7 protein-coding genes are annotated in these 8,028 nt (G+C 64.4%); 4 read left to right on the forward strand and 3 right to left on the reverse strand.

Translation table 11 applies throughout. From position 1 onward, the window contains the following. Positions 1 to 561, reverse strand: a 561-nt coding sequence (locus tag ACE3UY_RS17460) for a ribose-phosphate diphosphokinase (RefSeq protein WP_374688766.1), incomplete at its 3' end; no start/stop codon positions are given. Positions 562 to 583: 22 nt separating this feature from the next. Beyond that, positions 584 to 1,612 carry a methylmalonyl Co-A mutase-associated GTPase MeaB gene (gene meaB / locus ACE3UY_RS17465; RefSeq protein ID WP_374688767.1) on the reverse strand — a complete coding sequence of 343 codons (1,029 nt, stop codon included), beginning with the start codon at positions 1,610 to 1,612 and terminating at the stop codon, positions 584 to 586. A gap of 195 nt (positions 1,613 to 1,807) precedes the next feature. Here meaB and ACE3UY_RS17470 point away from each other — a divergent pair, with 195 nt between their 5' ends. The 4 genes from ACE3UY_RS17470 to ACE3UY_RS17485 all read left to right on the forward strand — a co-directional run bounded on the left by ACE3UY_RS17470 (position 1,808) and on the right by ACE3UY_RS17485 (position 7,645). Further along, positions 1,808 to 3,130, forward strand: coding sequence for an SH3 domain-containing protein (locus ACE3UY_RS17470; RefSeq protein WP_374688768.1), 1,323 nt, complete (start codon positions 1,808 to 1,810; stop codon positions 3,128 to 3,130). Between the two features lie 720 nt (positions 3,131 to 3,850). Further along, complete coding sequence (gene aceB, locus ACE3UY_RS17475; RefSeq protein ID WP_374688769.1) at positions 3,851 to 5,437, forward strand: malate synthase A; 1,587 nt, start codon at positions 3,851 to 3,853, stop codon at positions 5,435 to 5,437. Between the two features lie 88 nt (positions 5,438 to 5,525). Further along, positions 5,526 to 6,827: an isocitrate lyase gene (aceA, locus tag ACE3UY_RS17480; protein WP_374688770.1), complete on the forward strand. Its 1,302-nt coding sequence runs from the start codon at positions 5,526 to 5,528 to the stop codon at positions 6,825 to 6,827. Between the two features lie 176 nt (positions 6,828 to 7,003). Next, the gene (locus ACE3UY_RS17485; protein WP_374688771.1) at positions 7,004 to 7,645 is read left to right on the forward strand and encodes a class I SAM-dependent methyltransferase; all 642 of its coding nucleotides are present in this window, start codon (positions 7,004 to 7,006) and stop codon (positions 7,643 to 7,645) included. Positions 7,646 to 7,736: 91 nt separating this feature from the next. On the opposite strand, the gene ACE3UY_RS17490 is transcribed toward ACE3UY_RS17485, so the two are convergent. Then, the gene (locus tag ACE3UY_RS17490; RefSeq protein WP_374688772.1) at positions 7,737 to 7,976 is read right to left on the reverse strand and encodes a toxin-antitoxin system HicB family antitoxin; all 240 of its coding nucleotides are present in this window, start codon (positions 7,974 to 7,976) and stop codon (positions 7,737 to 7,739) included. Between the last annotated feature and the right edge of the window lie 52 nt (positions 7,977 to 8,028).

Consider the following 8,028-nt stretch of genomic DNA (forward strand, 5'->3'; position numbering starts at 1 on the left):
CAGCGGAAAGCCCAGCGAGGCGGCGAAGTTCCGGCCGCCCTTGGCAAAGCCCAGGTCGGTGGTGACGACGGTGGCGTTCAGCTTCTTGCGGCTGATGTAGTTACAGATAAGGTGCTGCGCGCTCAGCGCGTCGCCCGGTATTTTGTAGAAGCCCTGAATCTGCCCGGCGTGCAAGTCGATGGTGATCCAGCGGTCGGCCCCGGCGACTTCGATCAGGTCGGCCAGCAGGCGCGAGGTGATGGGCACGCGCGGCTGGTCCTTCTTGTCGCTCTGCGAGTAGGCCATGTAGGGGATGACCACCGTCACCCGCCCGGCCGAGTCGCGCTTGAAGCAGTCGATGGCGATCAGCATCTCCATGATGTTGCTGTGGACGGGGCGGGCATGGGTCTGGATGAGGTAAACATCCTGGCCGCGCACGCTACTGTTCAGCTTAATGAAGATGTTCTCGTTCGGAAACGTCACGATATCCCAGCGGTTGAGCCGGATACCGATATACTCGGCCACGCGTTGGGCCAGTTCGGGACACCCGGAACCGGCGTAGACCTTGATGTCGCCGTACATAGTAACTCTCGTCTCGATCGGATTAGCGCTCACGTTTGAACGTGTCGGACGCGCTGGCGAAGAGCCGCTCGGCGGCCGAATAGGGGTCCAGGCGTCGCTCGGCGACGTCGGCGATCAGGCGCGTTCGCTCCGTGGCGGGCACAGCTGCCCGAAGTTGATCCATGAACAGGTCGCGCAGCAGGTGCTCGACCTCGTCGCGGCTGCGCTCCCAGTCGCGGATGGCGCGCTGGCCGGTGGCGGTGAGGTGGGCGGCGTGCCGCTCGATGGCATCGGCCAACGCCGCCATCCCCTCGCCCGTCGTCGCCACCGTCTGCAGCACCGGCGTGGCCCAGCCGGCGGCCGGCAGTCGGCCGTCGTCGGCCGGCGATGGGGCCGCGTCCGCGCCATGGTGGGCCCGGTCGGAAGCGGTGTCCGTCTCCAGCCCCAGGTGGAGCATCATCTCCAGCGATTTAGCCGCCCGGCTGGCCCCCGGCCGGTCGGCCTTGTTGACGACCAGGATGTCGGCGATCTCCAGGATGCCGGCCTTGATCGACTGCACGTCGTCGCCCATGCCCGGCGCTTCGAGCACCACGACCGTGTGGGCCGCCGTGGCGATGTCCACCTCGGCCTGGCCGGCGCCGACCGTCTCGATGAGGATGAGATCATAGCCGGCGGCGTCGAGCACCTTGACCGCGGCGGCCGTGCTGCGGGCCAGCCCGCCCAGGCTGCCGCGCGAGGCCATGCTGCGGACGAAGATGCCCGTGTCGCCGGCCAGATCGCGCATACGCACCCGGTCGCCCAGCAACGCGCCGCCGGTGAAAGGGCTGCTCGGGTCCACGGCGACGATGCCGACGCGCCGGTCATGCTGTCGGAAGCGCTTAGCCAGCTCGTTGACCAGGCTGCTCTTGCCAGAGCCGGGCGGGCCGGTGATGCCGACTACGTGCGCCCGGCCCGTATCGGCATAGAGGGCGCGGACAATGCCCGGCGCGGACGCGGCATCATTCTCCACCTGGGTGATGAGCCTGGCGACGGCCCGGGGGTTTCCGGCGCGGGCGGCGGCGATCCAATCCATAGTAATCTTTTCCGCAAGCACTGTCGGTTATTATAGCCGTTGTAGCGCAGGCTGACAGCCTGCGCTACAGTGTGAAAAATGGGATCATAATGGGCGCAAGCTCTTGTCTGGCGGCGGGACGACCGTATACTGCCAGCGAGAGGGTTTGGCAGTACCGATAACCCGCGCCATGTAACGTTAAAGCCAAAATCTGCCATGAATACAACCCCTTCCCCTCGTCTCCGCTCGCCGCTGCTGATCGTTCCGCTCTGTCTGGCTGTCCTGGCCGCCCTCGCCTTCATCGGTTTGCGCCACAGTCAGGCGCAAGGCTCCCCAACGCCCACCACGCCCGCCCCTCTCTACGGCGAAGCGCAGGTGAACGTCAGTTCGCTCAACGTGCGCACCGGCCCCCATGTCAGTTACACCGCCATCGCCTACCTGGTCGGCGGGGAGCAGGTGCGCCTGGTCGGCCGCAACCGCGCCGCCACCTGGGCGCAGATCGAGCTGTACAACGGCTATCGCGGCTGGGTGAACGCCCGCTACCTGCAAGCCGGCAGCGACATTGCCGCGCTGCCCGTGGCCGACGTGGCCTTGATAGGCATTACCGCCTTCGTAACCAACGACACTATCGCAGTCTTCGTCGGGCCAAACGCGCGCTTCCAGCGCGTCGGCGTGGCCCGGCCGGGCGACGTGCTGGCCGTGAACGGGCGCAACGATGCGGCGACCTGGGTGCACGTCTATCTGCCCGACGGTCGCGCCGGCTGGATGGCCGCCGATGGCCCATTCCTGCCGTCGAAGACGCTCAACGATCTGCCGATCATCACCCCCTTCCTCGACGCGCCGCCGCCGGAGCAGTCCGCGTACTATCTGGTCTACGCCGGCCCCGGCTTCCTCTATGAGCCGTTCGAGGCGGTGGCCGAGGGGCAGACGCTGGGCATTCGCGGCCGGACGGCCGACAACCGCTGGGTGCTGGTGCGGCTGCCCGACGGCCGCGAGGGGTGGATCGCCGCCGACATTATCCGGTTGGACGGCTCGCTCGATGGCGTGCCGGTCATCGACGGCAACGCGCCGCCGCTGGTGGTTGGCTGGCAAGCTACGTCCGCGGCCGGGGCTACGTCAGGAGCCGGCGGCACCCCGGCCCCTACGCCGTCGGCCACGCCCACGACGCGCCCAACCGAGACGGCTGCCCCGCCCACCCCGACGCAGGTTCCGCCAACCGAGACCGCGCTGCCGGTCACGGCCACACCTTCGCCGGAACCGTCGCCTACCGAAACCAACACGCCGGCCCCCACTGCCGTTCCCGACACCGCCGCGCCCGCGCCGACGGCTCCGACCGGCGTCTACGTCTATCCGTCGCCGTCCGACGACGCGCCGCCCATCCTGCGCGTCGTGCCGGGGCAGAGCGTGACCCTGGTGGGGCGCACGGCTGACGCGGCGTGGGTGAAGGTGCGTCTGCCCGGCAACCAGGAAGGCTGGCTGCGCGCCGCGATGCTTCAGGCGGAGATCGACCTGTCGGCGCTGCCTGTCGTTTCCCCGTAGGAAGAAGAAGCTCACGCAAAGACGCAAAGACCGCAAAGCCCAGATTTGTTCTGGGCTTTGCGGTCTTTGCGTCTTTGCATGGGCCCCTCTTTCAGAACAAGATTATCCAAAGGATCATTCCTTTCTTATTCTTATTTAGTAGTACGTAGTAGGGGCTGGGGATAGGTGGATAACCCGCCGGCATGCCCATATGTGCCGGGGTGAGGCCTGCACCGCCGCCCCTATTCGCCCATTGACCTCGCATTCCTACGTCGTCGCTGTGGATGGCCTGTGAGTGCCTTGGCATATCCCCTGTTCCGGGGTAGTGACACTCTCGGCGGGTCTTTGCCCGCTACCCCCACATATAGGCCATTCGCGCCGCCAACGCGCCACATGCGGATTAATGCGCGCCCGGCGGCCAAACGGACTCCTGTCTAGATTTCCCCAGATGCCTCGCCTTATCCACAGCTATTGAGCACTTATCCACAGAAACGGGGTGATATTCTGGTTCCACAATGAAACACCACGCCGGTTTGGCGCGTCGCCGGCTGGTGCTGTTCAGGCGGGAGAGAATTTCCCTGCCCTAATTCTGGAAGACATGACATGTATCACTTTACAGCGTATGACACTATGCGTTATAATGACGCAATGCGTTAGATGTGCGCAAGCCTATCGGTGATGTCGCGCCGGCCACCCACGCCGGGCCGCGGCATCGGCTTAACACAAAAGGAGAGGACCCGGATGGCGAACGACGGGATCGAGATTCTAGGCGAGGTGACGCCCGAATTCGCGGATATCCTGACCCCGCAGGCGCTGGACTTTGTCGCCGCTTTGCAGCGCGCGTTCAACGGCCGCCGCCTGGAACTGCTGCGCCGGCGCGTCGAGCGCCAGGCCCAGATCGACGCCGGCGTCATGCCGGACTTCCTGCCGGACACGACCGAAATTCGCGCCGCCGACTGGACGGTCGCGCCCATCCCCCCCGACTTACAGGATCGTCGGGTCGAGATTACCGGCCCCGTTGACCGCAAGATGATCATCAACGCGCTCAACTCGGGGGCCAGCGTCTTCATGGCCGACTTCGAGGACGCACACTCGCCCACCTGGACGGCGACCATCGACGGGCAGATCAACCTGCGCGACGCAGTCAACCGCGTCATCACCTTCACCAGTCCCGAGGGCAAGGCGTACCGGCTGAACGAACCGACGGCCGTGTTGCTCGTCCGGCCGCGCGGCTGGCACCTGAACGAGAAGCACGTCCTCGTCGACGGTGAGCCGATGTCCGGCTCCCTGTTCGACTTTGGGCTCTATTTCTTCCACAACGTCCACAACCTGCTGGCGCGGGGCACAGGCCCTTACTTCTACCTGCCCAAGCTGGAAAGCCATCTCGAGGCCCGGTTGTGGAATGACGTCTTTGTCATGGCGCAGGAGCGTCTCGGCATCCTTCGTGGGACGATTCGCGCCACGGTGCTGATCGAGAACATTCTGGCGACGTTCGAAATGGACGAAATCCTCTGGGAGTTACGGGAGCACTCCGCTGGTCTGAACTGCGGCCGGTGGGATTACATCTTCAGCGCCATTCGGAAGTTCCAGAAGCACCCCGAGTTCTATTTGCCGGACCGGGCCCAGGTGACCATGACGACGCCCTTCATGCGCGCCTACTCGCTATTGGTCATCAAGACGTGTCACCGGCGCAACATCCACGCGATGGGCGGTATGGCGGCCCAGATCCCGATCAAGAATGACCCGCAGGCCAATGAGCAGGCATTGGCCAAGGTCCGCGCGGACAAGGAACGCGAGGCCAAGGACGGGCATGACGGGACCTGGGTCGCCCACCCGGGGCTGGTTCCCATCGCCCGCGAGATCTTCGACAAGTACATGCCGACGCCCAACCAGATCTTCCGCAAGCGCGAGGATGTGGCGGTGACGGCAGCCGATCTGCTGGCTATCCCCACCGGAACGATCACCGCCGCTGGTCTGCGCACCAACATCGACGTTGGCATCCAGTACATGGCTGCCTGGCTGAGCGGCAACGGCTGCGTGCCGATCTATAACCTGATGGAAGACGCGGCCACAGCTGAAATCTCCCGCTCGCAGATCTGGCAGTGGCTCCACAACCCGCACACGCGGCTGGACGACGGCCGGCCGATCACGGTCGAGCTGTTCCGGGGGATGACGGCCGAGGTGCTGACCGATCTGCGCCAGACCGTCGGCGAGGCGTTCTTCGCCGCCAACCACTACGAGTTGGCGGCGCGACTGTTCGACGAGATCAGCGTGGCCGATCAGTTTACCGACTTTCTGACGTTGAAGGCGTACGAACACCTGAATTGAGTTGTAGCGCGGGATGGTATCCCGCAAGCGGGTTACCAACCCGCGTTACAGGCAAAAACGTAGCAGAGACATGGATGGAGGCGTGAGAATGTTTAAACCGTACAATGTAGCAAAGCTAAAGGACGATTGGGAACTGAACAAGCGCTGGCAAGGAATCATCCGGCCCTATTCGGCCGAGGATGTCGTCCGGCTGCGCGGTTCGGTCCAGATTGAGTACACCCTGGCGCGCATGGGCGCCGAGCGGCTGTGGCAACTGCTGAACAAGGAGGACTTTGTCCCCGCCCTGGGCGCGGTCACCGGCAACCAGGCCGTTCAGCAGGTGCAGGCCGGGTTGAAGGCCATCTACCTCAGCGGCTGGCAGGTCGCTGGCGATAACAACACCGCCCTGCAGACCTACCCCGACCAGAGCCTCTATCCGGCCGACAGCGTGCCGAACATGGTCAAGCGCATCAACAACGCTCTGCAGCGCGCCGACCAGGTTCACCACATGCACGACGAGAACGGCGTCTACTGGTTCGCGCCCATCGTGGCCGATGCCGAATCGGGCTTTGGCGGCTCGCTGAATGCCTTTGAACTGATGAAGGCGATGATCGAGGCGGGCGCGGCCGGCGTCCACTTCGAGGATCAGCTCTCCTCGGCCAAGAAGTGCGGCCACATGGGTGGCAAGGTGCTGGTGCCGACGCGCGAGTTCATCCAGAAGTTGGTCGCGGCGCGGCTGGCGGCCGATGTGATGGGCGTGCCGACGGTGCTAATCGCCCGCACCGACGCCAACGGCGCGCAACTGCTGACGACCGACGTGGATCCCAACGACACGCCGTTCATCTATGGCGAGCGGACGGTCGAGGGCTTCCACCGCATCAACGGCGGGCTGGAGTGCGCCATCAGCCGCGGTCTGGCCTACGCGCCCTATGCCGACGTGGTCTGGTGCGAGACGGCCCACCCCGATATGGACGAGGCGCGGCGCTTCGCCGACGCCATCCACGAAAAGTTCCCGGGCAAGTTGCTGGCCTACAACTGCTCGCCATCGTTCAACTGGCGGCGCAATCTGAGCGATGATGAGATCGCCGGGTTCCAGATCGAGCTGGGCAAGATGGGCTACGCCTTCCAGTTCGTAACGCTGGCCGGATTCCACACGCTGAACGCCAGCATGTTCGATCTGGCCGTGGGGTACAAGGATCGCGGCATGGCCGCCTACTCGGAGTTCCAGCAGCACGAATTCCAGATGGAGCACGAGCACGGGTTCAAGGCCATCAAACATCAGAGCTTTGTCGGCGCGGGCTACTTCGACGAGGTGCAGATGGTTGTCTCGCACGGCGAGTCATCCACTGTGGCCTTGAAGGGTTCAACCGAGGAAGAGCAATTCGAAGAGGAGGAGCCGGCGCACGCTTAAGCCGCGCTCTGAGACAAGATCGCCTTCACCATTTCATTTCTCCTTCAGTGAAAGGGGGTGGCCGCCCGGCCGCCCCCTTTCGCGTCCATCACCCCCCCATCCAGCCTTGTGATCGCCGCGCCTTCCCCTATAATCTGTATCGCTCTGTTCTACCGGCTTTATTGGTGGAGGCCAGAATGACTTGCTGTCCACACTGCCAGGGGGCGGACCGGTTTTTCAACCAGCGCGTGGCCGCGGCCGACCTGCGGCGTTACCAGCGGCGTGGCCCGACGGGCACAACCGGGCGGCTGCTCGGTGCGCTGACATCGACCGGAGTCGCCGGCATGACGTTGCTCGATATTGGCGGCGGCATCGGCGTCATCCAGCATGAATTGCGCGCCGCCGGGGTGACCGAGATAACGAGCGTTGACGCGTCGCGCGCTTATCTGGCGCTGGCCCGCCGGGAAGCCGAGAGGCGAGGCTACGCCGCTGACGCGCGCTATGTCCACGGTGACTTCGTGGCCCTGGCCGGCCAGATCGAGGCGGCCGATATCGTCACGCTGGATCGCGTCGTCTGCTGCTACCCGGATATGGAAGCGCTCATGCACCATGCCGCCGCCAGAGCCAGGCGCTTTCTGGGCCTGGTCTACCCGCGTGACGGCTGGTGGATGAAGCTGGGCGTGGCGATCCTGAACATCTCTCCCCGGCTGCGACGTGATGCCTTTCGCTCGTTCATCCATCCGACGGAGGCGGTGGAAGGCATAGCCGCTGCGAACGGGCTGCGCAAGACCGTTCATCACAACGACCCATTCTGGCAGGTCGTGCTGTTTGCCCGCTGAAACGGAAGCCGGGTTCTTTTTGGGAGACCTGGTTTCCAAATCACAATCACAATAAAGACGTGTGGCAGTCGGTGAGTATCAATTACCGGCGTTATAACCGGTCGCGCTCGTCCGGTGTCTCAACATCGGCGACCTTGGCTAGCGCAGCTTCGAACTTCGCCCGGTCGCCTCGCGCGGCGCGCGCTTCGAGATAGCTCTCTGTCCTGAGCGCCGACAGTTTCTCGGCCAGCGCCAGGGTGATCAATTGGTTCATGGAAATGCCCTCTTGCTCGGCTAGTTCGCGGGCAAGCTTATGGAGGGAGTCGGGCAAGCGCAGGCTTATGGCTGTCATGATAGCTCTCCTATTTCGCGGAGGAATTGTCGAGGCGATATGACTCGTAAAC

It is taken from the genome of Promineifilum sp. (SeqCode) (assembly GCF_041918635.1).
In the GTDB taxonomy this organism is placed as follows: domain Bacteria; phylum Chloroflexota; class Anaerolineae; order Promineifilales; family Promineifilaceae; genus Promineifilum.